Below are 20,213 nucleotides of genomic sequence, written 5' to 3' on the forward strand. Positions count from 1 at the left end.
AAATACGTGTCATCAAATGCGATGATGATGCACCAGAAACGGGAAATTACAAAACGCAGATTTTTCCGAGGCGTGGCTATTGTCAGTGCAGAACGTCGGCCGCGCTGTGGAGCGCATGGCCGATTTCCGGCTGTCCGATGATGCCGCAGACCAGTAACGCAAAGGCCGTAAGGCGGAGGGCCGCTTCGGATCCGATCCGTTGCGTCAACGCTGCCGTAAGCCTTGTGGTGATCTTCGAGCGCCGCAGCGCACTGACCCATGTGGTCACGCTGACAGAATTGTCCGGAGATGGCGCGGCCTGCCGCATGGCGGGTCGGTGCGGCGAGAGTGCTGCGCGTATAATCCGGGTGTCCTGACGTTGCCGGCTGATTGGGCCGGCCACGGGGCGTCGCGGCACCACCTGCGTGCCCGGTTTGCATAGCGCGGGCATCGCAACAGCGGTCTCAACGCAACGCGCGGGTCGCTGCGTCCGTGCGGGTTGCCGCAACCGGGGCCGTCGAACCGTGACCGGGCCGGGGGCGGCTGCGGGAGCGAAAAACCGGAAGAAATCGTTGGTCGCCATCAGCGCATCGCGCGAGAGCCAGCAGATCCCGTCGCAGGGATGACTATGGGCCAACAGGTAGAGCAGGGCGGCCAGATGCGTGTCACACTCAGCTTTCGCGCCATCGGTCGCACCCGAGAGCCGCAGCATGATCCTGCAGGCCGCACCCCCGTCTTCCATCAGAATGCCCACATCGACAATTTCAGTCTGCACGAGAACCTCGCGGTCTCCCACGGGTTGCGTGACGCAAATGACCGCCCCCATCGCCTTGAAAAACCCCGAAACCAGTCTGGCGATCTCGTCGAGGTCCGCCGTGGTTCCGCTACTCAATACCAGCCCAGATTGATACCCTCTGTCAGTCTCTGACATGGTGCCGCTCCTGTCTGAATTCAACTTATAGTTTCATCTGCAAATGCGATGATCCTTGGGAGATTCGGTGCAGGGAGCGGGGTATTCCCGTTTTGAGGGAAATTTTAGGAAAGTTTTAGATTTCAGTAGGTTACCGAAAAAGAAAGGGCGCCCCCGATCGGAGCGCCCCAGTTTTGACATGATGTGACGGCTTTTTGGGCCGGATCAGCAGCTGTAGTAGAGTGCGAACTCGACCGGGTGCGGCGTGTGTTCGTACTGCTCGATCTCTTCCATCTTCAGGTCAATGTAGCCTTCGATCTGATCCTTGGTGAAGACGTCACCCTTGAGCAGGAAGTCCATATCGGCCTGCAGCTCTTCCATGGCTTCGCGCAGCGAACCGCAAACGGTCGGGATGCCGGCCAGCTCTTCCGCGGGCAGATCATAGAGGTTCTTGTCCATCGCCTCACCGGGATCGATCTTGCTGGTGATGCCGTCAAGACCGGCCATCAGCAGTGCTGCAAAGCACAGGTAGGGGTTCGCCGACGGATCGGGGAAGCGGGCCTCGACACGCTTGGCCTTGGGGCTTTCGGTCCATGGGATCCGTACACAGCCCGAGCGGTTGCGCGCGGAATAGGCACGCAGCACGGGGGCTTCAAAGCCCGGGATCAGGCGTTTGTAGCTGTTGGTGCCGGGGTTGGTGAAGGCGTTCAGCGCCTTGGCATGCTTCAGGATGCCACCGATGAAATACAGCGCTTCCTGAGACAGATCAGCGTATTTGTCACCTGCAAACACGGGCTTGCCGTCCTTCCAGATCGACATGTTCACGTGCATGCCGGTGCCGTTGTCGCCCGCGATCGGCTTCGGCATGAAGGTTGCCGATTTGCCGTAGGCGTGTGCCACGTTGTGGATCACGTATTTGTATTTCTGCAGCTCGTCGGCCTGTTTGGTCAGGCTGTCAAAGATCAGACCCAGCTCGTGCTGGCAGGAGGCCACTTCGTGGTGGTGCTTGTCCACCTTCATGCCCAGACGCTTCATGGTGGACAGCATCTCGGAGCGCAGGTCCTGGCTTTCATCCACCGGGTTGACCGGGAAGTAGCCGCCCTTGACGCCCGGGCGGTGGCCCATGTTGCCCATCTCGTAATCGGTGTCTGTGTTCCACGCACCGTCGGAGGCATCGACCTCGTAGGAGACTTTGTTCATCGAAGTGGAATATTTCACGTTGTCGAAGAGGAAGAATTCCGCCTCGGGACCCATGTAGGCCACGTCACCCACGCCGGTGGATTTCAGGTATTCTTCGGCTTTCTGCGCCGTGCCGCGCGGGTCGCGCTCATAAGCTTCGCCGGTGTCGGGTTCCACGACGGAGCAGTGCAGACAAACGGTTTTTTCCGCGTAGAAAGGATCGACATAGGCGCTGTCTGTGTCGGGCATCAGCTTCATGTCGGAGGCTTCAATGGATTTCCAACCTTCGATGGAGGATCCGTCGAACATGAACCCTTCTTCAAGGAAGTCTTCATCAACCTGATCGGCCATCACGGTCACGTGCTGCAGTTTCCCGCGCGGATCGGTGAAGCGGATGTCGACATATTCGACGTCCTCATCCTTGATCATCTTCAGTAATTCTTTGCTCATTCTCGTATATCCCTCTTGGTTGGAATGATAATCTTTGGGCCGGTCAGAGCGCGTCTGACCCGGTTTCCCCTGTGCGGATGCGGATCGATTGCTCGACTGGCGTGACAAAAATCTTGCCGTCGCCGATTTTCTCGGTTTTGGCGGCGGAGACGATGGCCTCGATGGCCGCATCGACCATGTCATCGTCCAGCACAATCTCGATTTTCACCTTGGGCAGGAAATCCACAACATATTCGGCGCCGCGGTAAAGTTCAGTATGGCCTTTCTGGCGGCCGAAACCCTTGACTTCGATAACGGAAAGACCCTGGACACCGACTTCTTGCAGGGCCTCTTTCACCTCATCCAGTTTGAACGGTTTAATCACCGCTTCGATCTTCTTCATGGGGGCCTCCCTGCCTATGTTTCGTTTGGGTTCAGATCATTTCGGGCTGGAGCGGTCCATGGATTGCCGTAAACTGCTTTCTGTCCGAAGTGCATTTGGCAAATGTGCGCTTATTTTTGCGGCGTGTCGCACAAAAAATGAGCGAAAATGAATCGCGAGGGTCAAAAATGACTGAACTTCTGACCGGCGCAGAGATGCGCGCCCATGAAACAGCAGCGATTGAGTCGGGCGTGGTCACAGGTCTGGACTTGATGGAGCGGGCCGGGCAGGGCGTTGTCGATGCGATGTTCGCAAAGTGGCCCGACATGCGGACGGGCGATCATAGCGCCGTTGTGCTCTGTGGTCCGGGCGACAACGGCGGCGACGGTTTTGTCGTGGCCCGACTGTTGAAGGAACGCGGTTGGACCGTGGATGTTTTTTGCCTTGCCGCGCCCGAAAACCTGCCGCCCGATGCGCGTCAGAATTTCGACCGCTGGACGGATTTAGGGCCGGTTGTCTCGATAGAAGAGTTGAAGATTGATCAGGGTTTTAAGCCCGATCTGGTGGTGGACGCCCTGTTTGGGACCGGTCTTACGCGCGCCATTGAATCACCACTGGATCTCCTGTTCTCAAAGATCAATGCGCATGCCGCCGGGGGAGATGCAAAAATCCTTTCTGTTGATATCCCATCGGGCGTCTGTGCCGACAGTGGGCGGGTTTTGGGAGACAGCCTGCGCGCCGACTTGACCGTGACATTCCACGGAGAGAAACCGGGCCATCTCCTGACGCATGGACTTACGGCTCACTCAAAAAAAGTGGTTGTCGTTGATATTGGCCTCCCAGAGCATCAACGTTGCACTTCTGATACCAATTTCATCCTGAAAAATGAGCCTGTCGCCCCGTATGTGCTGCGCAAATCCGGGCGACGGCATAAATACGATTACGGGCACGCGGTTGTGATCAGTGGCCCCGCTGCGCACACAGGGGCCGCGCGTTTGGCCGCTCGTGGTGCCTTGCGGATCGGCGCGGGGCTGGTGACCGTCGCTGCGCGCGCACAGGCGCTGCCCGAACTCGCGGCACATCAGACCGCCGTGATGCTCCGGCAGGTGGAGGGCGGCGCTGATCTGAAGGTCCAGTTTGGCGATGACGCCCGTGCGAATGCCTTTTGCGCGGGACCTGCCTTGGGGACAGATGATGTCGCGGCAGACCTGCTTGGCGCGGTGCTGGCGTTGGAGCGCGCGACGGTGTTGGATGCGGATGCGCTGACGCTCCTGGCAGAGCGGCCAAAGCTTTTTGCCGCTTTGCACCCCAGCTGTGTACTGACGCCTCACGGTGGTGAATTCGTGCGGCTCTTCCCCGAGATCGCCGAGAAATTCGCCACGCCGCCGACGCGGGGCCCGGCCTATTCCAAGGTTGATGCAACCCGCGACGCGGCCAGAAAGGCGGGTTGTGTTGTGCTGTTCAAGGGGCCGGATACCGTGATCGCCGGTCCGGATGGCAGGTGCGTTATCAATCCGCCGGACGATAGCGCCGCCTGGTTGGCGACGGCCGGATCCGGGGATGTGCTGGCCGGATTTATCTGCGGCCTGCTCGCCAGGGGCTTGCCGCCCCTGTTGGCCGCAGCAACAGGCACCACCCTTCATGGCGAATGCGCGCGATCCTTCGGTCCGGGACTGATTGCGGAGGATTTGCCAGAGGCGCTTCCGGGTGTCTTTCGCCAGATGGGTGTCTAGCTTGCTCTGGCGACGCGGGGGACGCCAGCAGTATCCGCCGTTCCAAGCTCCAGGCCATCGGCGTAGATCACCTGCGGTGCCGCGCAAAAAATGCGGTGCAGTGTCAAAAGCTGCTGGCCAAGATCGCGCACGAACTCACCATCCACCAGACATGCTGCCTCAACCAGCGCTTTGTTCGCGCCGCAAAACGCAAGTGCCCGCCAATCGCGCAGATGGATGGCCTGATGGGCCGTCAGCAGGGCATCGCGGTCAGGTCTGCTGTGACCGAGAGAGCCTGCGATGACATAAACAGCGGGTGCAATCACGCTGACGATGTCGATCCGGGTCACGGGTACGGCACCGCTGCGGGTCAGCACAAGATCGCCCGCGCGCAACGTCTCAACCGGGCGTTCGCCTTTGAGTGTCAATATCTGCGCTCCAGAGACCAACCCGGCAAAACAGTGGTCTCGCAGCGCGCCATGGCCCGTCGGACAGTGCTCGCTGCCCACGCGCCCGGCCGTTTTCGGCTTCATGGGCGTTCTTCCTTTTGCAACCTGCCTCTAGGTTGATCACAGGTTAGTCTAACATCTGCTTAAAGTCCCACGAAATTTTCCTCTCGCGCTGCCTGCGCGGGTTTGCTAAGCAGCGCGCCAACCGGGTCTGCATTCCGGTAACGTGCGGGTGTGGCGGAATTGGTAGACGCACCAGATTTAGGTTCTGGCGCCGCAAGGCGTGGGGGTTCAAGTCCCTTCACCCGCACCACGGAATCTTTTGAATTTATTTGATTTCAACTATTTGACGAAGCTACAAGATTTTCAATCCGCCTCTGTACCCGCCCTAGCGGCTTCGCGGCACCGTGTTTAAACAGCAAGAGGTACCAGTTGGCTGGATCACCAGTAACCTTCCCGACCTGACATTTTACCAAATCTGATAATAGCAGCCCGGCACAAGGGAATTGGTGGAAGCGGCTGGAGTCTCCTTTACGACGATCAGCCGCTTTGAGACGGAGAAGGGCGGCCTACAGCACAACAGCGCGGAAGCTCTTAGGAAAGCGCACGCAGCACAAGGCACCCAGTTTTTGGAGACCGGCGAGGTCGCGGCGGGACCTGGTGTTGCACTCAAGGCCGAAGGCCAGGCTGCTGAGGTTCCTGCTTCGGTCGCGTTTGGCAAACTGCGAGCGCGCACATCGAGACTGGCAGAAAGCTTGCATGAACGCGGCTGCTGCGCAATCCTAGCGTTTTATCGAATAGGTATTTTCAACCGATAGTACTGCTCGTTACCACAGAAAGCTTTAAGCCGTACGAGATTGAATTAGGGAGCTGCGAATGGACAAAAAGAAACTTCTTTCCAACAAAAACGGAACCGAAGACAAGTCAGGTATTGATCCGCCCGAAAAACAGAAACTTGGTTTCTTGTCAAACATATGGGTGCTGATTTCAACGGTCACCCTCGTCTCTCTGGTGACGGCTGCGCTGAGGTTTTTTGCTGAGAAGTCACCGAATGGCTCCTCTGCAATTGAGCAGTTCTTCTTGGGTTTTTTCGAACCTATAGCCATAGGGATATCAGTGTCATTCATCTTCTTTTATGTGCAAAACAAGCTCAAGGCGGATGAACTCTCAAAGCACTTTAGCCGTTATGAGAACGTATTTGCCGCTGCTGAGCTGCTTCAGAGCAGCCGAGAGAATAACGGGCTCGCGGGCATTGTGCCGAGCCCAGAAGAGGAGAACATTTTTGAGGAATTTTCGAGACGCTCCTATCAACCTGGAACAGCGCCGACTATTTGGTGGATGAATTTCAGAATTGAGAAGTATGACACATTCAAAGACTCCATTGAACGCTTCGTAAAGCAAGGCGGGCACGTTCATGTGGTCACAACGCACCACAGAAACCCAAATATCAACTTTCGCCGAGAAGAGGCTTACCCAGAAAAATCTGTCAGCGACTACGAGCAGCATTTCCGAATGCAGGCCCGTACCTTCATCAAGTTGGAGAACTCCCTCCGTCCGATTGAAGACAGATCAGCGGGCAAGTTCCGGGTGTATTTTAATGAAGGAACTCCGGCGATACCCATTTTTATCGTCAAAGACGATTTGGACTATAGAGCGTACACCGGCTACTACCTAAACGAGATTTCTGGAAAATTGCCCTATGTTTATTGGGAAACCGCAGCCGAGGGCATGGTAGGCAAGTTGCGCGATTATGTGGAGTTCAAGATGAGCACTTGTGTTTCTGCAAGCGAAATGGAGAACGATCCCGATATTGTTCAAGCTGAAGCGGAAATTGAAAGCCAAGGGACTTTATGATTGTGACGCTGGGCAAGGGTGTTCGCGGATCCGAGGTGTTTGACAGGGAGGCAACGGTAAGGTCCTGGATCGACCGGTAGGAGTGCCTGCATAGCTGTGCTGATAGGCAACTCTGTCCTCCCGTCGAAGATGCACACGGCTCTGCCGAAGTCCTGTCGCTGAAATCCAATCTGACTCGGCTGCGGCAAAAGGTGTTTTTCTGTGCTCTTTCGGCGGTGCCGGTGGTCTCGTCACCATAAAGCGAACGCCCAATAGGAACAAATCCGGCATGCGGATCTGGTGCTCTGCGCTTTGCCCGCAACGCCCTCTTGCACCTTTGCCCCGGGCCACATAGAAGAGCGGAAATTTTATGCCCGCGCCCACCCGGCGCGCCTTATTCTATGGAGCACACATGCAGGTCACCGAGACGCTGAACGAAGGTCTGAAACGCGGCTATGCCATCACGGTCACTGCCGCTGAGCTGGAGGCTAAGGTCAATGAAAAGCTGGCCGAGGCGCAGCCTGAGGTCGAAATGAAAGGCTTCCGCAAGGGCAAGGTGCCAATGGCGCTGCTGAAAAAGCAGTTTGGCCAGCGTGTGATGGGCGAAGCGATGCAGGAAAGCATCGACGGCGCGATGAACGAGCACTTCGAGGCATCGGGGGACCGGCCCGCGCTGCAGCCGGAGGTCAAGATGACCAATGAGGACTGGAAAGAGGGCGACGATGTCGAGGTTTCCATGTCCTACGAGGCGCTGCCGGAAATTCCCGACGTGGAGTACGCGAAAATCAAGCTTGAGAAGCTGGTGGTGAAGGCCGAAGACGCGGCCGTTGACGAAGCCTTGGGCAACCTGGCCGAAACCGCGCAGGATTTCAAAGCGCGCAAGAAAGGTTCCAAGGCCAAGGACGGCGATCAGGTTGTGATGGACTTCCTCGGCAAGGTCGATGGCGAGGCCTTTGACGGCGGCGCGGCGGAAGACTATCCGCTGGTGCTGGGCTCCAACTCCTTCATCCCCGGCTTCGAGGAACAGCTGGTGGGCGTGAAGGCCGGAGAAGAGAAACTGGTCACTGTTTCTTTCCCCGAGGATTATCAGGCCGAAAATCTCAAGGGCAAGGAAGCCACTTTTGAGTGCACCATCAAAGAGGTGAAAGAGCCCGTTGCCGCGGAGATCAATGACGAGCTGGCCACCAAATTCGGGGCTGAGGACCTTGCCGCGTTGAAGACACAGATTGCCGAGCGTCTGGAAGCGGAATACGCCGGTGCGGCCCGTGCCGTCATGAAGCGCGGTCTGCTCGATGCGCTGGACGGCCAGGTGGATTTCGACCTGCCGCCGTCGCTGGTCGAGGCCGAAGCCAAGCAGATCGCACATCAGCTGTGGCATGAGGACAACCCGGATGTGGAGGGTCATGACCACCCGGAAATCGAAACCACGGAAGAGCACAACAAGCTGGCCACGCGCCGCGTGCGCCTGGGCCTGCTGCTGGCCGAGATCGGCCAGAAGGCCGAAGTGGAAGTGACCGATGCGGAGATGACGCAGGCGATCATGGCGCAGGCCCGTCAGTATCCAGGCCAGGAACGCCAGTTCTTTGAATTCGTTCAGCAAAACCAGCAAATGCAGCAGCAGATGCGCGCGCCGCTGTTCGAAGACAAGGTTGTCGACCACGTTTTCGAAAACGCGACTATCAAGGAGAAAGAAGTCTCCAAGGATGATCTTCAAAAGGCTGTCGAGGCGCTGGAAGACGAATAGATCACGGCGCGTGCCGACAAGATGAAGGGGCCGCGCCACTGTGCAGCGGCCCTTTTTCGTTGGCATGTTGCCGCGCTCTGGGACGGTGGGGTCCTGTCAAGGGCTACAGTGGCCAAAGTCCAAGGGCACGCCCCGCAGGGCGATCAGCGATCAAATTGAAAGTGTCGGATGCCGCGCAACCAGATGAGCGGCGACTGTCCTATTCAACCCGGGCGCAGGCCGGTTTCGACCAACATGCCGCGCCGCCTGGCCTCGTAGTAGTAGCCGCGCGCGTACCACATGATGGCTGTATCCTGATCGCCGTCCGACAGAAGCCATGCGCCGCGCAGGTATTTGCCTGCGTATTTCAGATTGGTTTCCGCATCCAGAAGATCATTCGGTTTGCCGCGAAAACCCATGGTGCGCGCGGTTTCCGGCAGGATCTGCAGCAACCCGTAGTAGGGTCCGTTGCGTGCCCAGGGGCGGTGCGTGCTCTCGCGGATCGCCAGCTTGTGCACCAGCGGACGCGGCAACTCGTAGAAGTCCGCGTATTGGTTGATCAGGCGCCGCAGTTCGGGCGTCTCGTTGGGGTAAAGGGGCGGTTCAAATGGCGCGGGGTTCGATGCACCGCAGGCGGTCAGGGCAAAGGCAGAGGCGGTGGAGAGAAAATGGCGACGGGTGAACACAAATGGGGTCCTGTGATGGAGATACTATCGCTTGGATAATGACCCATTGCATCGGCAGGACAAGAACGGCGGCCCCAATGGGCGAGGCTCCGCCGACGATCTCAAAACCGTTTCCGGTCAATCTTTTAGCAGATGTTCCAAGAGAAACTCAGCGCGCTCTCTCGGCGAAATCCTGGGCAGGTGCACCACCTCATATCCCAAGGTCGCAAAGGCGTCCTGCAAACGGTCATACTCGGCAACGGCTTCGTCAAATCCGTGGCGGCGGGCGCTGTCGGTTTTGTAAATTTCCGGCCAGGGCGGCGTCAGAAACACCTGGTTCGTGTAGAGTTTCTCGCTCTTGAGCCAAGTTGCCAGAGGCTGCCCTGTCACATGCGCCAAGGCTGTGACTGCGTCTATCACACCCCGGTCGAAAAACACCCAACCACCGTCCGCACGGGTTTGTGCCAGATCGTGCTCGGCCAGGGCGAGCGTCTTGTCCAGAAACCCGCGCATGTCTGTCCAGGGCAGGGCGGTTCCCCCGGTTTCCTGTTCCCGTTCGACGACCCGTCGCCCCGGCTCTTCGATCACGGTGTGGCCGCGCGCGGCCAATGCCGCAAGCAGTGTGGATTTGCCGCCGCCCGAGCAACCGGAGATCACAACAAACCTGTTCACGTCGGTGTTCACTTCTCCAAATGACGCTTCTGTCCAGATGACGTGACGTGACCTGCCGTCTCTTTGACGTGGGTCAATTCCCGTCTCCGCCAACAAGACTAAGGAGCGTTTACAGGAAACACAAAGAACAAGGTAAGATTATGAAACACCTGATACGCGTCACATTCCTTGCGCTTCCGCTTGGGCTTATGGCTTGCACGGAGCCCAATACATATCCGGTGAGCGGTGAACAGTGCGGTCCCAAAGACCCGGTGCTGGAGCTGGACGCGGCCGATTGTGGCATGCCCGGACTGATGTAGGCCGTCGCGACCGTACCGTTGCAGGTATATTGCCATTCTTGAAAGAAAAAAGGCCGGTCGCATCTGCAACCGGCCTTTCATGTTTATCGAGAAGGCTCTCAGGCCTTGCCCGCAGTGTCTTCCTGATCGCCGGATGCGGTGTCTTCTTCGGCGGGATCGGCCACGGCTTCGGCCAGCTCTTCATCATCGGAAGTTGCAGCACCGATGTCTTCGAAGAGTTCTGCGATTTCGAATTCCGCAGCAGCTTCTTCTTCGGCAGCCAGTTCCTGAATGGATTTACCAGCGGCCTGCAGTTCGGCCTCTTCCGGGGAGCGGGCGACGTTCAGTTCGATTGTCGCATCGACCTCGGGGTGCAGAACGATTTGCACTTCGTGCAGGCCCAGTTCCTTGATCGGCGCCAGAACAACCTGCTTGCGGTCCACCGAGAATCCGGCCTCGGTCGCGGCCTCTGCTGCGTCGCGGGTGGTGACGGAGCCGTAGAGCGCACCAGAGTCGGAGGCGGAGCGAATCACGATGAACTGTTGTCCGTCGAGTTTTTCGGCCAGCGATTCCGCTTCTTTCTTGGTTTCCAGGTTGCGGGCTTCGAGCTGCGCTTTTTGCTGCTCAAAGGCTTCGATGTTGGATTTCGAAGCCGACAGTGCCTTGCCCTGCGGTAGCAGGAAGTTGCGGGCGTAGCCGGGTTTCACATCGACGACTTCGCCCATCTGACCCAGTTTTGCGACGCGTTCGAGAAGGATAACTTGCATGGTGTTCTCCTTACTTCACAGCATAGGGCAGCAGCGCGAGGAAGCGGGCGCGTTTGATGGCACGGGCCAGTTCGCGTTGCTTTTTGGCGGAGACTGCGGTGATACGGGATGGCACGATCTTGCCACGCTCAGAGATGTAGCGTTGCAGCAGACGTGTGTCTTTGTAGTCGATTTTCGGCGCGTTGTCGCCCGAGAAGGGGCAAACCTTGCGACGGCGGAAAAATGGTTTAGCGGCCATGGGTTATATCCTTGTCCTAATGTCGATCAACGGCGCTCACGGCGGTCAGGCCGTTCGTCGCGTTTCTGCATCTGCACCGAAGGCAGCTCGGCGTGATCATCAACCTTGATGGTCAACACGCGCATCACATCGTCATGCAGGCGCATCAGGCGTTCCATCTCCTGAACGGCCGGTGCAGGGGCATCCGAGCGCAGGAAGGCGTAGTGGCCCTTGCGGTTTTTGTTGATCTTATAGGCCATCGTTTTGACGCCCCAGTATTCGTGATCCACCAGCGAACCACCATTGTCGGACAGAACTGTGCCGAAATGTTCGATCAGCCCTTCGGCTTGCGTGTTGGACAGGTCCTGACGCGCGATCATAACATGCTCATATTTAGGCATGTAGCTTCCTCATTTATATCAAGGCGCATTTCAAAGGTGAGGCCGTTACTCCTTTTGCGGCCCCGCCACGAGAGACTGCGCGGTTAAATCGTTTTGCAAAAGGAAGCGCCGATATACACGCTTTAACGCAACGCGCAAGCCTGCATGGCCGGGCTGGAATAGACGGCATTTGCACAATGCTCCACGAAATGGCCCTGACGGTGCCCGAAAGCTGTCTTATTTGCGTCTTGATTGCGGGTTTCTGTGCTCGTTAACCAAGAGAGGAAAGCACATGTCCAGCACAGTCGATCCCGTCAGCTTTGACTCCATCGCACCACAGCCGGTGCGGACCGTGGATGGCAGTCGCATGCTTTTGCGTGGCGCGCAGGGCGTTGTCGGTGTTGCCCTGATCCTGACCGCCATCGGGCTCTGGATTGCCCCCGGTGCAAGCTGGGATCATGAACTGATGCTGTTCAAGCTGCTGGCGTCTGCCGTTGGCGGCATGGCTGGGATCGCCCTGTTGCAGGGTTTTGCGCGCCCCGCAGCGCCAAAGGTCGAGGTTGATACCATCCGTCATGAGGTGCGTCTGGTACGCACACGGGGCAAGGATCGCTTCGTGTTGGATCGCTGCACGTTCAAAGATCTGACCCGGGTGGAAAATTCGGGCACCTACGTGAAACTCTGGGGAAAGAACGAAGCGCTGCTGGCCGAGGTGGCCGCCAGCGACCGCGTTGCGCACCGTAGCCTCGTCACCGCGCTCCGGGTTGCGGGCAAACTCTGATCCAATTTGCGACATTCCGCCGATAGGCGACCCATCTGCGCGTTGTTCATCAGCGCGCAGAACTTGTTTGAGCATATGGAATTGTCTCGGCGCGCCAAAGACCCACATACTCCTTCATGAATTCATAAACTGGAGGTTCTCTTAATGAAATCGCTTCTTCTCGCCACAGCCCTGACCGCCGCTGCGGGCATGGCGTCCGCTGCTGCTGAAAAATATGTGCTGGATGCCAGCCACAGCCAGGTTTTGTTCAGCTACAACCACTTAGGCTTTTCTACGACCTACGGCATGTTCTCCGGTTTCGAAGGGGAAATCATGTTTGATCAAGAAGACCCCAGCGCGTCCTCCGTCACCGTGTCGATGCCTGTGATGAGCATGTTCACCGGGTGGGAAAAGCGTGAAGGTCACTTCATGTCGGACGATTTCTTCGGTGCGGAAGAAGGCGACATGATCACGTTTGCGTCAACCGCCATCGATGTGACGGGCGACAACACGGCGACGATCACCGGCGATCTGACCATGAATGATGTCACCAAGTCGGTGACTTTGGATGCGGTGTTGAACCAGACCGGGGACCACCCGCAGGCGGGCAAACCCTGGGCCGGGTTCGATGCGACCACCACCGTATTGCGGTCTGATTTTGGTCTGGGGGCGTTCGCGCCCTATGTGAGTGACGAAGTCGAAATCGTCATCTCCATCGAGGCGATGAAGGCGGAGTAAGCCCGCCTGTCCAGAAAAACGCATGAAGGCCGCGCCGGTGCTGCGCGGCCTTTTCTGTTTTCGAGGGCCTAGCCGCCTTTCAGCGCCGTCAGGTCAATGCGGACCTCGACGTTGAACCCCACTGATGCCTCGTCCTTCTGGCTGTCGCCGATCCCGTAGGCGCGGCGGTCCAGCGTCGTGCTGCCCTGCATCGTGGCCAACCCGTCGGCCAGCTCCAGCGTAAACGGCAGTTGCACGGGCATGGTCTGATCCTTGAGGGTCAGCGTGCCATCGGCCAGATACCCATCCGCGTCCCGGAGGATTTCCGCTGTGAACTGCGCCGTCGGAAAGGCTTCGGCATTGAAGAAATCCGCCCCAAGCGCCTGACTGGTCACCGAACCCAGTGTCAGCGAGCCGATCGAGATGGTCACATCGACCGATCCGGCGACACCTTCGGCGACGGTTTCGTCAAAGCTGATGGCGGCTGTCCAGTCGGCAAAGCTGCCGGTGACGTCGGAGCCAAGCTGCTGCACCGTGATCTGGAGCGTGCCGTCCTGCACCGCCCAGTCGGATTCGACCGCCTGCAGTTCCGCAGCGGCTACATCCACGGTGTGTTTTTCATAAAGACCCAAGGTGCTGCCAATCACCAGCGCCACACCCCAGATCCCCACCGCGCTGATCAGCGGCAGGGCCATGCGGTGCTCATGCGCGGGCAGGGTGACGGCAGGCCGCCCGGGCAGCATCCGGCGCAGGGTGGCGTCCTTGTCGATGACGTGATGTTTCATGGCGCCAGCGAAATGCAGAATGATGGCGCCCGCCAGCACCCGTTCGAACACGATGTGCAGCCCGGCGGCGGTGCTGGCCAGCGCTTCGGATTTTGGCACAAAGGGCAGATTCTGACCCAGCGGCCACCAGATCGGCGCGAACCCATCGGTGGCGGCGTGATGCACCCAGCCCGAGAGCGGCACCAGCAAAAGCGAGCCGTAGAGCAGCCAGTGCACGGTTTCCGCCGCGAGGCTTTCGATCTTGCGGTCCGGGTGCAGCAGGCCCGGTTTCGGTTGGCTGATCGCCCAGAGGATGCGGGCAAGGGCCACGAAGAACATGGTCACCCCGAGGGTCTTGTGCAGCGAAAACATCAGGGCCTTCTGCGCCAGCTGTTCGGAGGTGTCGTAGGGCAGGCCGTTGGCATAGATGCCCAGCGGGATCAGCGTCAGGATCAGCAAGGCGGTCAGCCAGTGAAAGGTCTTGGTGATCGCGCCGTAGTGGGTGGAGGTATTGGCCAGCGTCATGAGGAACTCCGGGAAATCTGCGTTGCCTATAGAGTAGAGGTCTGAGAGCGCAGAACAATGGCGGCTTGCGCACAGCCTTTGCGCATATCCGCAAATCCTGCCTGTTTCCAGTTTCACCACCAGGGCCGTTGCCTCGCCCGCGCGGGCAGGCTAAGCCGGGGGCCAAGAAACGAAAAGGGGTGGCGTTTTCATGAGCATCGCATTTGTATTTCCCGGTCAGGGCGCACAGACCATCGGCATGGGCAAGGCCCTGGCCGAGACCTATCCGGCAGCCCGTGCCGTTTTCGACGAGGTCGACGCGGCCCTTGGCGAAAAGTTGAGCGATCTGATCTGGGAGGGCGAGATTGAGACGCTGACCCTGACCGAGAATGCGCAGCCCGCGCTGATGGCCACCTCCATTGCCGCGCTGCGCGCGTTGGAGGCCGAGGGGATCGGGCTCGACCGGGTCAGCCATGTGGCGGGCCATTCGCTGGGAGAATACTCCGCGTTGGCCGCGGCAGGCACGTTTTCGGTGGCGGACGCCGCGCGACTGTTGCGCACGCGCGGGCTGGCCATGCAGCAGGCGGTGCCCGTGGGGCAGGGCGCGATGGCGGCCGTGTTGGGGCTTGACTACGATACGGTGACGGATGTTGCCGCCAAGGCCGCCGAGGGCGAAGTCTGTCAGGTGGCCAATGAAAACGACCCCGCGCAGAATGTGGTCTCGGGTGACAAGGCTGCGGTGGAGCGGGCCTGTGTGCTGGCCAAGGAGGCGGGGGCGAAGCGCGCGCTGATGCTGCCGGTCTCGGCGCCATTCCATTGCGCGCTGATGGCGCCTGCGGCGGAGAAAATGGCCGAAGCGCTGGACGCGGTCTCGATGCAGGCCCCGTCCGTGCCGCTGGTCGCCAATGTAACAGCTGAGGCTGTCAGCGATCCGGCAGAGATCAAGGCGCTGCTGATCAAACAGGTGACAGGGCAGGTGCGTTGGAAAACCTCCGTTGAATGGATGGCGGCGCATGGCGTGACGGACTTCTGGGAAATCGGCGCGGGCAAGGCGCTGAGCGGGATGATCCGGCGCATCGCCAAGGAGGCGGGTACCCGTGCCGTGGGCACGCCGGACGACATCAAAGCGGCATTGGAATCTTGAGAGGCATCTATGTTTGATCTGACAGGGAAAAACGCGCTGGTCACCGGCGCATCGGGCGGCATCGGGGCAGAGATTGCCCGGCTGCTGCATGGCGCCGGAGCGACTGTGGGCCTGTCGGGCACCCGCGTGGAGCCGCTGGAGGCACTGGCCGCAGAACTGGGCGACCGCGCCCATGTGCTGCCCTGCAACCTCAGCGATATGGCGGCTGTGGAGGCCCTGCCGAAACAGGCCGCCGAGGCCATGGGGTCGGTCGATATTCTGGTGAACAACGCGGGCATCACGCGCGACAATCTGTTTATGCGGATGTCGGATGAGGAATGGCAATCGGTGCTGGACGTGAACCTGACCGCGACCTTCAAGCTCTGCAAGGGCGTGATGCGCGGCATGATGAAGGCACGCTGGGGCCGGATCGTGAATATCTCGTCTGTCGTGGGGGCCACGGGCAACCCGGGCCAAGCCAATTACGCGGCCTCCAAGGCGGGCATGGTCGGCATGTCGAAAAGCCTGGCCTATGAGGTCGCCAGCCGTGGGATCACCGTAAATGCCGTGGCGCCGGGATTTATCGAGACCGCGATGACCGACAAGCTGACCGATGATCAAAAGTCTGGAATCATGGGACAAATTCCTGCCGGGCGCATGGGAACACCGGCTGAAATCGGCGCTGCCGTGCTCTATCTGGCCAGTCCCGAGGCGGGCTATGTGACAGGAACCACCTTGCATGTGAATGGCGGCATGGCCATGTTGTAGGTCAGATTTGCGCCTGCCAACCCTTGCGTGCACAATGCGTTTGCCATCTGTGTCGCTTGTGCTAAAGGGGGCGCAGAATTTGACCCCGCGTGCAGATATCTGGGCGTGGACCCATCCGAAACGGCACAGCGACAGGCGTGCTGACGCGGACAGAGCCGCCCTTTGGGGCAAACGTTTGCTTCGCCCTTCATGAACCGGGGCAGCGGACAACCGAAAGGGGCCATTCCGGCCCGAACGAATGAGGGACTATTATGAGCGACATCGCAGATCGCGTTAAGAAAATCGTTGTGGAGCACCTGGGTGTTGAAGAGGACAAGGTGACCGAAAACGCTTCGTTCATCGACGACCTCGGCGCGGACAGCCTCGACACTGTTGAGCTGGTGATGGCCTTCGAAGAAGAGTTCGGCATCGAGATTCCGGATGATGCGGCCGAAACCATCCAGACCTTTGGCGACGCGGTGAAGTTCATTACCGAAGCTTCCTGATTGCATCCGGGCACGGCCCGGTATTGCTTTGAAAATGGCGTCTTTCCGCGAGGAGGGGCGCCTTTTCTTGTTTCGCCTTCTCTCAGGGGTTGAATTGCAGGGGCGAGTTGCGCAAATCTCGCACCAGAGGGCGCAAAGCCCCGACCTGAGAGCAGAGGTTGCGGAATGTCGCGCACGATACCCACGATTAACACCTCGCGTTTGACCCTGCGCGGTATGCGGCCCGAGGATTTCAGCCGCTTTGCCGAGATTTGGTCGATGCCGGAGGTGGTGGAGCACATCAACGGCGAGCCCTGGCCGCGCAGCAAGGCCTGGGATGCGTTTCTGCGCAATGCAGGCCACTGGCAGATTACGGGCTTCGGTCAATGGGCGATCCATCGCCATCGGGCGCCCGAGATGTCCGGACAGGTCGGTTTTTTCTACGCCAAGCGTGACTTGGGTGAAGATTTCGACAGCTTCCCGGAGGCCGGTTGGGTGCTGGCGCCTGATGCCCATGGGCAGGCGCTTGGGCTGGAAGCCGCCCGCGCGGCGCATGATTGGTTCGACAGGGTAGTGACCGGTCGGCTGGTCTGCATGATCGCGCCGGAGCATAAAGCCTCGCTGAAGATTGCCGAGGCGATGGGATATGAGGTGATGCGCGATGCGGAGTTTGCCGGATCGGCCGCACGGCTCATGGCGCGGAAAGGTCCCCCGCAGTAACCTGGGCTCTGCGCGGAGTGCTCTTGCATCAAAACCGCGCAGCACTGTATGGGGGGGCACCAAATTGGAAGGGGCATTGCGATGCGCAGAGTAGTTGTCACAGGTCTGGGCCTGGTTACACCGCTGGCAGATGGAGTCGAGGCGAGCTGGTCGCGGATTCTGGACGGGCAGTCCGGTGCCGGGCCGATCACCGGGTTCGATCCAAGCAAGCTGGTGACGCAATACGCCTGCGAAGTGCCGTTGGGGGATGGGTCTGATGGCACGTTCAACGCGGATGCCTATATGGAGCCGAAAGACCAGCGCAAGGTGGATACCTTCATCATGTTTGGTCTGGCCGCAGCGCAACAGGCGGTAGAAGACGCAGGCTGGCAGCCAGATGATCTGGAGAGCCTTGAGCGTACCGGCGTGCTGATCGGCTCCGGTATTGGCGGGCTGAATTCCATCGCCAACACGGCGATCATGATGAATGAAAAGGGCCCGCGCCGGGTCTCGCCCTTCTTTGTGCCCGGGGCGCTGATCAATCTGATTTCCGGTCAGGTATCGATCAAATATGGCTTCAAGGGGCCGAACCATTCGGTGGTGACGGCCTGTTCCACAGGAGCGCATGCGATTGGCGATGCGAGCCGTCTGATCCAGCATGGCGACGCGGATGTGATGATTGCCGGGGGGGCCGAAGCTGCGATCTGCGAGATCGGAATCGCCGGGTTCAATGCCTGCAAGGCGCTCAGCACCAAGCGCGGGGATGACCCGCAGAAGGCCAGCCGCCCCTATGATGAAGACCGGGACGGGTTTGTCATGGGCGAGGGCGCGGGCATCGTTGTGTTGGAAGAGTACGAGCACGCACGCGCCCGTGGGGCGAAAATCTATGCGGAAGTGTTGGGCTATGGGCTGTCGGGAGACGCCTATCATATCACAGCACCTTCCGAGGATGGCGAAGGCGGTGAGCGCTCGATGCGCGCGGCGCTGAAGAACGCCGGGTTGGAGCCGACGGATATTGACTACATCAACGCGCATGGCACCTCGACAATGGCGGATACCATCGAGTTGGGCGCGGTGGAGCGCCTGCTGGGCGATCATGCGGGCAATGTGACCATGTCCTCGACGAAATCGGCAACGGGGCATCTTTTGGGGGCTGCGGGGGCCATCGAGGCGATCTTCTCGATCCTCGCGATCCGCGATCAGGTCGCGCCGCCCACCATCAACCTCGACAACCCTGCGGTAGAAACACCGATCGATCTCGCGCCCAATGCCAAGCGGGAGCGAAAAGTGGATGTGGCGCTGTCCAACTCCTTTGGTTTTGGCGGCACCAACGCCAGTGTCATCTTTGGGAAGGCGCGCTGATGTGGCGGCACATCGCCTCTAACGCGGTCACGATGCTGATTGTGCTGCTGTTTCTGGGCGGTGGCGTGATCCTGTGGGGCAAGGGTCAGTACGAGGCTGCGGGTCCGCTGGATCAGGCGATTTGTTTGCAGGTCGAGCGGGGCAGCAACATGCGGCGGGTGAGCCAGTCGCTGGAAGATCAGGGGGCGGTGAGTTCCGCTGCGATCTTCCGCATGGGCGCGGATTACGCGGAAAAAACCAGCCAGTTGAAAGCCGGGAGCTTTCTGGTCGATCCCGGTGCCTCGATGGAAGAAATCGTGGATATCGTGACACGCGGCGGGGCGAGCACCTGTGGTACGGAAGTGGTGTACCGCATCGGGGTGAACCGTCTGGGCGTGCAGGTGCGCGAGCTGGACCCGCAGAGCAACCGGTTCGAGGAGCGCGCGAGCTTTACGCCCGCCGACGAAGAGACGCCGGAGATTTATACGGAGAAGAAAGCGGAGCGTGATACGCGGTTCCGCGTGGCGCTGGCCGAGGGTGTGACCAGCTGGCAGGTGGTGGAAAGCCTCAAGGCGATGGATGTGCTTGAAGGGTCGGTGGAGGAGCTGCCGCCGGAAGGATCCTTGGCACCGGACAGCTATGAGGTGCGGCCCGGCGATGACCGGGCGGAGATTATCGCGCAGATGCAAAACGCGCAGGAATTGCGGGTGGCGCAGGCCTGGCTGAACCGGGATGAAAACCTGCCGATTGAGACGCCTGAAGAACTGCTGGTGCTGGCATCAATCATCGAGAAAGAGACCGGCGTCTCCGATGAGCGTGGGCAGGTGGCCAGCGTTTTCGTGAATCGGTTGAACCGGGGCATGCGGCTGCAGACGGACCCGACGGTGATTTACGGTGTGACCGAAGGTAAGGGGGTGCTGGGGCGTGGGCTGCGGCAAAGCGAGCTGCGCAGGGCGACGCCGTGGAACACCTATGTGATCGAAGGGCTGCCACCCACGCCGATTGCCAATCCGGGCACCGCGAGCCTTGAAGCGGCGGCGCGTCCGCTGGAGACGGACTATGTGTTTTTCGTGGCGGATGGCACGGGCGGGCATGCCTTTGCCGAGACGCTGGATGAGCATAACCGGAACGTGGCCAAATGGCGTGAGATCGAGGCGGAACGCGCCAACCAGCCTTCCGGGAACTGAGGTCTGCGCCTAAGGTGGCGCAAGCCCCACCTTACCTGCCGGTTTCGGGTGGTTTGCTGGACAGTCACGGGGTGATCCGAGCCGGTGCAGCGCGAAAATCGTTAACGGCACCGTACGGTAGTCATTTGATAAGAAACTGATTTTCCTTGACTTTGCGCACGGTCGCACGTATAACTTGTGACATGCTAGAAGAAGTGGGCAAACGACCCCGGGAGTGATCCTGACGGGTCGTTTTTTCGTTTCTCTCGTGCGGAGACTACGCGCATGAGAGGTATAAACCTGAATGACTTTAATCACCCCAGAGCACGTAG

At 59.4% G+C, this 20,213-nt stretch carries 22 protein-coding genes and 1 tRNA gene; 13 read left to right on the forward strand and 10 right to left on the reverse strand.

The window, feature by feature from the left end; genetic code table 11:
* Positions 1-82: 82 nt before the first annotated feature.
* From Q1A52_RS10795 to Q1A52_RS10805, 3 genes are all read right to left on the reverse strand, one after another.
* Positions 83-910: a hypothetical protein gene (locus Q1A52_RS10795; protein ID WP_300014696.1), complete on the reverse strand. Its 828-nt coding sequence runs from the start codon at positions 908-910 to the stop codon at positions 83-85.
* 204 nt (positions 911-1,114) lie between these two features.
* A complete protein-coding gene (gene glnA, locus Q1A52_RS10800) occupies positions 1,115-2,518 on the reverse strand; it encodes a type I glutamate--ammonia ligase (protein WP_299830559.1) in 1,404 nt (467 codons plus the stop codon).
* A 43-nt stretch (positions 2,519-2,561) separates the two neighbouring features.
* Entirely contained in the window at positions 2,562-2,900 is a 339-nt protein-coding gene (locus tag Q1A52_RS10805; protein ID WP_195820706.1) for a P-II family nitrogen regulator, read from the reverse strand.
* Between the two features lie 167 nt (positions 2,901-3,067).
* On the opposite strand from Q1A52_RS10805, the gene Q1A52_RS10810 reads away from it, so the two are divergent.
* Positions 3,068-4,612, forward strand: coding sequence for an NAD(P)H-hydrate dehydratase (locus Q1A52_RS10810; protein WP_300014699.1), 1,545 nt, complete (start codon positions 3,068-3,070; stop codon positions 4,610-4,612).
* Here the strand turns inward: Q1A52_RS10810 and Q1A52_RS10815 are convergent.
* Positions 4,609-5,124, reverse strand: a complete 516-nt coding sequence (locus Q1A52_RS10815; protein ID WP_300014701.1) for a Hint domain-containing protein — start codon at positions 5,122-5,124, stop codon at positions 4,609-4,611. The two genes, Q1A52_RS10810 and Q1A52_RS10815, sit on opposite strands and share 4 nt — an antisense overlap.
* 144 nt (positions 5,125-5,268) lie before the next feature.
* On the opposite strand from Q1A52_RS10815, the gene Q1A52_RS10820 reads away from it, so the two are divergent.
* The 3 genes from Q1A52_RS10820 (at position 5,269) to tig (ending at position 8,617) form a co-directional block, all read left to right on the forward strand.
* Positions 5,269-5,353 (forward strand) — tRNA-Leu (locus Q1A52_RS10820).
* Positions 5,354-5,916: 563 nt separating this feature from the next.
* Positions 5,917-6,894, forward strand: a complete 978-nt coding sequence (locus Q1A52_RS10825) for a hypothetical protein (protein ID WP_300014704.1) — start codon at positions 5,917-5,919, stop codon at positions 6,892-6,894.
* 391 nt (positions 6,895-7,285) lie between these two features.
* The gene (tig, locus tag Q1A52_RS10830; RefSeq protein ID WP_300014707.1) at positions 7,286-8,617 is read left to right on the forward strand and encodes a trigger factor; all 1,332 of its coding nucleotides are present in this window, start codon (positions 7,286-7,288) and stop codon (positions 8,615-8,617) included.
* Positions 8,618-8,820: 203 nt separating this feature from the next.
* Here the strand turns inward: tig and Q1A52_RS10835 are convergent, their stop codons facing one another.
* Together Q1A52_RS10835 and Q1A52_RS10840 are read right to left on the reverse strand one after the other, a co-directional pair.
* Entirely contained in the window at positions 8,821-9,237 is a 417-nt protein-coding gene (locus Q1A52_RS10835) for a lytic transglycosylase domain-containing protein (protein ID WP_300014986.1), read from the reverse strand.
* 162 nt (positions 9,238-9,399) lie between these two features.
* A complete protein-coding gene (locus tag Q1A52_RS10840) occupies positions 9,400-9,933 on the reverse strand; it encodes an AAA family ATPase (RefSeq protein ID WP_300014710.1) in 534 nt (177 codons plus the stop codon).
* A gap of 140 nt (positions 9,934-10,073) precedes the next feature.
* Between Q1A52_RS10840 and Q1A52_RS10845 the strand changes: the two genes are divergently transcribed.
* On the forward strand, positions 10,074-10,232 hold the full coding sequence (locus tag Q1A52_RS10845) for a hypothetical protein (protein ID WP_299869531.1): 159 nt from the start codon (positions 10,074-10,076) through the stop codon (positions 10,230-10,232).
* Positions 10,233-10,330: 98 nt separating this feature from the next.
* Here the strand turns inward: Q1A52_RS10845 and rplI are convergent, their stop codons facing one another.
* From rplI to rpsF, 3 genes are read right to left on the reverse strand one after another with little or no spacing between them, the layout of a single operon-like run.
* Complete coding sequence (rplI, locus tag Q1A52_RS10850) at positions 10,331-10,978, reverse strand: 50S ribosomal protein L9 (RefSeq protein ID WP_300014713.1); 648 nt, start codon at positions 10,976-10,978, stop codon at positions 10,331-10,333.
* Positions 10,979-10,988: 10 nt separating this feature from the next.
* Entirely contained in the window at positions 10,989-11,216 is a 228-nt protein-coding gene (gene rpsR, locus Q1A52_RS10855) for a 30S ribosomal protein S18 (RefSeq protein WP_005982441.1), read from the reverse strand.
* 26 nt (positions 11,217-11,242) lie between these two features.
* Positions 11,243-11,596, reverse strand: coding sequence for a 30S ribosomal protein S6 (gene rpsF, locus Q1A52_RS10860; RefSeq protein ID WP_300014716.1), 354 nt, complete (start codon positions 11,594-11,596; stop codon positions 11,243-11,245).
* A gap of 271 nt (positions 11,597-11,867) precedes the next feature.
* Here rpsF and Q1A52_RS10865 point away from each other — a divergent pair, with 271 nt between their 5' ends.
* Positions 11,868-12,356 carry a hypothetical protein gene (locus Q1A52_RS10865; protein ID WP_299830548.1) on the forward strand — a complete coding sequence of 163 codons (489 nt, stop codon included), beginning with the start codon at positions 11,868-11,870 and terminating at the stop codon, positions 12,354-12,356.
* A gap of 144 nt (positions 12,357-12,500) precedes the next feature.
* Positions 12,501-13,073 (forward strand): YceI family protein, encoded by a 573-nt coding sequence (locus Q1A52_RS10870; RefSeq protein WP_299776754.1) that lies wholly within the window; start codon positions 12,501-12,503, stop codon positions 13,071-13,073.
* 68 nt (positions 13,074-13,141) lie between these two features.
* On the opposite strand, the gene Q1A52_RS10875 is transcribed toward Q1A52_RS10870, so the two are convergent.
* Positions 13,142-14,341, reverse strand: coding sequence for a cytochrome b/b6 domain-containing protein (locus Q1A52_RS10875; protein WP_300014719.1), 1,200 nt, complete (start codon positions 14,339-14,341; stop codon positions 13,142-13,144).
* A gap of 190 nt (positions 14,342-14,531) precedes the next feature.
* Here Q1A52_RS10875 and fabD point away from each other — a divergent pair, with 190 nt between their 5' ends.
* The 6 genes from fabD (at position 14,532) to mltG (ending at position 19,902) form a co-directional block, all read left to right on the forward strand.
* Positions 14,532-15,464 carry an ACP S-malonyltransferase gene (fabD, locus tag Q1A52_RS10880; protein WP_300014722.1) on the forward strand — a complete coding sequence of 311 codons (933 nt, stop codon included), beginning with the start codon at positions 14,532-14,534 and terminating at the stop codon, positions 15,462-15,464.
* Positions 15,465-15,473: 9 nt separating this feature from the next.
* On the forward strand, positions 15,474-16,211 hold the full coding sequence (gene fabG / locus Q1A52_RS10885; protein WP_300014725.1) for a 3-oxoacyl-[acyl-carrier-protein] reductase: 738 nt from the start codon (positions 15,474-15,476) through the stop codon (positions 16,209-16,211).
* Between the two features lie 251 nt (positions 16,212-16,462).
* Positions 16,463-16,696: an acyl carrier protein gene (locus Q1A52_RS10890; protein WP_066009325.1), complete on the forward strand. Its 234-nt coding sequence runs from the start codon at positions 16,463-16,465 to the stop codon at positions 16,694-16,696.
* Positions 16,697-16,861: 165 nt separating this feature from the next.
* Positions 16,862-17,395: a GNAT family N-acetyltransferase gene (locus Q1A52_RS10895; RefSeq protein WP_300014728.1), complete on the forward strand. Its 534-nt coding sequence runs from the start codon at positions 16,862-16,864 to the stop codon at positions 17,393-17,395.
* 81 nt (positions 17,396-17,476) lie between these two features.
* Entirely contained in the window at positions 17,477-18,736 is a 1,260-nt protein-coding gene (gene fabF / locus Q1A52_RS10900; RefSeq protein WP_300014731.1) for a beta-ketoacyl-ACP synthase II, read from the forward strand.
* Complete coding sequence (gene mltG / locus Q1A52_RS10905) at positions 18,736-19,902, forward strand: endolytic transglycosylase MltG (RefSeq protein ID WP_300014734.1); 1,167 nt, start codon at positions 18,736-18,738, stop codon at positions 19,900-19,902. Before fabF ends, mltG begins: the two co-directional genes overlap by 1 nt.
* Positions 19,903-20,213: the final 311 nt, after the last annotated feature.

Origin of the sequence: uncultured Roseobacter sp., assembly GCF_947488185.1 — a bacterium.
Taxonomy (GTDB): domain Bacteria; phylum Pseudomonadota; class Alphaproteobacteria; order Rhodobacterales; family Rhodobacteraceae; genus Roseobacter.

Bases quoted from the DNA above. Each gene is read 5' to 3' on its own strand.
- Q1A52_RS10795 (WP_300014696.1), bottom strand. From the start codon at position 910: ATGTCAGAGACTGACAGAGGGTATCAATCTGGGCTGGTATTGAGTAGC.
- glnA (WP_299830559.1), bottom strand. From the start codon at position 2,518: ATGAGCAAAGAATTACTGAAGATGATCAAGGATGAGGACGTCGAATAT.
- Q1A52_RS10805 (WP_195820706.1), bottom strand. From the start codon at position 2,900: ATGAAGAAGATCGAAGCGGTGATTAAACCGTTCAAACTGGATGAGGTG.
- Q1A52_RS10810 (WP_300014699.1), top strand. From the start codon at position 3,068: ATGACTGAACTTCTGACCGGCGCAGAGATGCGCGCCCATGAAACAGCA.
- Q1A52_RS10815 (WP_300014701.1), bottom strand. From the start codon at position 5,124: ATGAAGCCGAAAACGGCCGGGCGCGTGGGCAGCGAGCACTGTCCGACG.
- Q1A52_RS10825 (WP_300014704.1), top strand. From the start codon at position 5,917: ATGGACAAAAAGAAACTTCTTTCCAACAAAAACGGAACCGAAGACAAG.
- tig (WP_300014707.1), top strand. From the start codon at position 7,286: ATGCAGGTCACCGAGACGCTGAACGAAGGTCTGAAACGCGGCTATGCC.
- Q1A52_RS10845 (WP_299869531.1), top strand. From the start codon at position 10,074: ATGAAACACCTGATACGCGTCACATTCCTTGCGCTTCCGCTTGGGCTT.
- rplI (WP_300014713.1), bottom strand. From the start codon at position 10,978: ATGCAAGTTATCCTTCTCGAACGCGTCGCAAAACTGGGTCAGATGGGC.
- rpsR (WP_005982441.1), bottom strand. From the start codon at position 11,216: ATGGCCGCTAAACCATTTTTCCGCCGTCGCAAGGTTTGCCCCTTCTCG.
- rpsF (WP_300014716.1), bottom strand. From the start codon at position 11,596: ATGCCTAAATATGAGCATGTTATGATCGCGCGTCAGGACCTGTCCAAC.
- Q1A52_RS10865 (WP_299830548.1), top strand. From the start codon at position 11,868: ATGTCCAGCACAGTCGATCCCGTCAGCTTTGACTCCATCGCACCACAG.
- Q1A52_RS10870 (WP_299776754.1), top strand. From the start codon at position 12,501: ATGAAATCGCTTCTTCTCGCCACAGCCCTGACCGCCGCTGCGGGCATG.
- Q1A52_RS10875 (WP_300014719.1), bottom strand. From the start codon at position 14,341: ATGACGCTGGCCAATACCTCCACCCACTACGGCGCGATCACCAAGACC.
- fabD (WP_300014722.1), top strand. From the start codon at position 14,532: ATGAGCATCGCATTTGTATTTCCCGGTCAGGGCGCACAGACCATCGGC.
- fabG (WP_300014725.1), top strand. From the start codon at position 15,474: ATGTTTGATCTGACAGGGAAAAACGCGCTGGTCACCGGCGCATCGGGC.
- Q1A52_RS10890 (WP_066009325.1), top strand. From the start codon at position 16,463: ATGAGCGACATCGCAGATCGCGTTAAGAAAATCGTTGTGGAGCACCTG.
- Q1A52_RS10895 (WP_300014728.1), top strand. From the start codon at position 16,862: ATGTCGCGCACGATACCCACGATTAACACCTCGCGTTTGACCCTGCGC.
- fabF (WP_300014731.1), top strand. From the start codon at position 17,477: ATGCGCAGAGTAGTTGTCACAGGTCTGGGCCTGGTTACACCGCTGGCA.
- mltG (WP_300014734.1), top strand. From the start codon at position 18,736: ATGTGGCGGCACATCGCCTCTAACGCGGTCACGATGCTGATTGTGCTG.